This is a genomic window from Nostoc sp. UIC 10607, from assembly GCF_047228265.1.
Classification (GTDB): Bacteria; Cyanobacteriota; Cyanobacteriia; order Cyanobacteriales; family Nostocaceae; genus Nostoc; species Nostoc foliaceum_A.
The window spans coordinates 1-303 of sequence record NZ_JBIQNW010000287.1; the positions used below are offsets into that span (position 1 = coordinate 1).

A 303-nucleotide genomic window follows, 5' to 3' on the forward strand; every position below is an offset into this window, starting at 1 on the left:
CCTCCCCAGTTTCCAGATTCCAGAGTTTGAGTGTCTTGTCATTTGAAGCAGAAATCACCCGCTTGCCATCAGGGGTGGGGGCTACTGCATTTACCGGGTAGCTATGACCATTAAAAGTCCGCTCATCCTCCCCGGTTTCCAGATTCCAGAGTTTGAGTGTCTTGTCAAATGAAGCAGAAATTACCCGCTTGCCATCAGGGGTAAGGGCTACTGCATTTACCGGGTAGCTATGACCATTAAAAGTCCGCTCATCCTCCCCAGTTTCCAGATTCCAGAGTTTGAGTGTCTTGTCATTTGAAGCAG

1 protein-coding gene is annotated in these 303 nt (G+C 48.8%); it reads right to left on the minus strand.

What is annotated here, in order from left to right:
- Positions 1-303: WD40 repeat domain-containing protein (locus ACEYW6_RS36800; protein ID WP_412983693.1), on the minus strand; the 303-nt coding region annotated here is incomplete at both ends.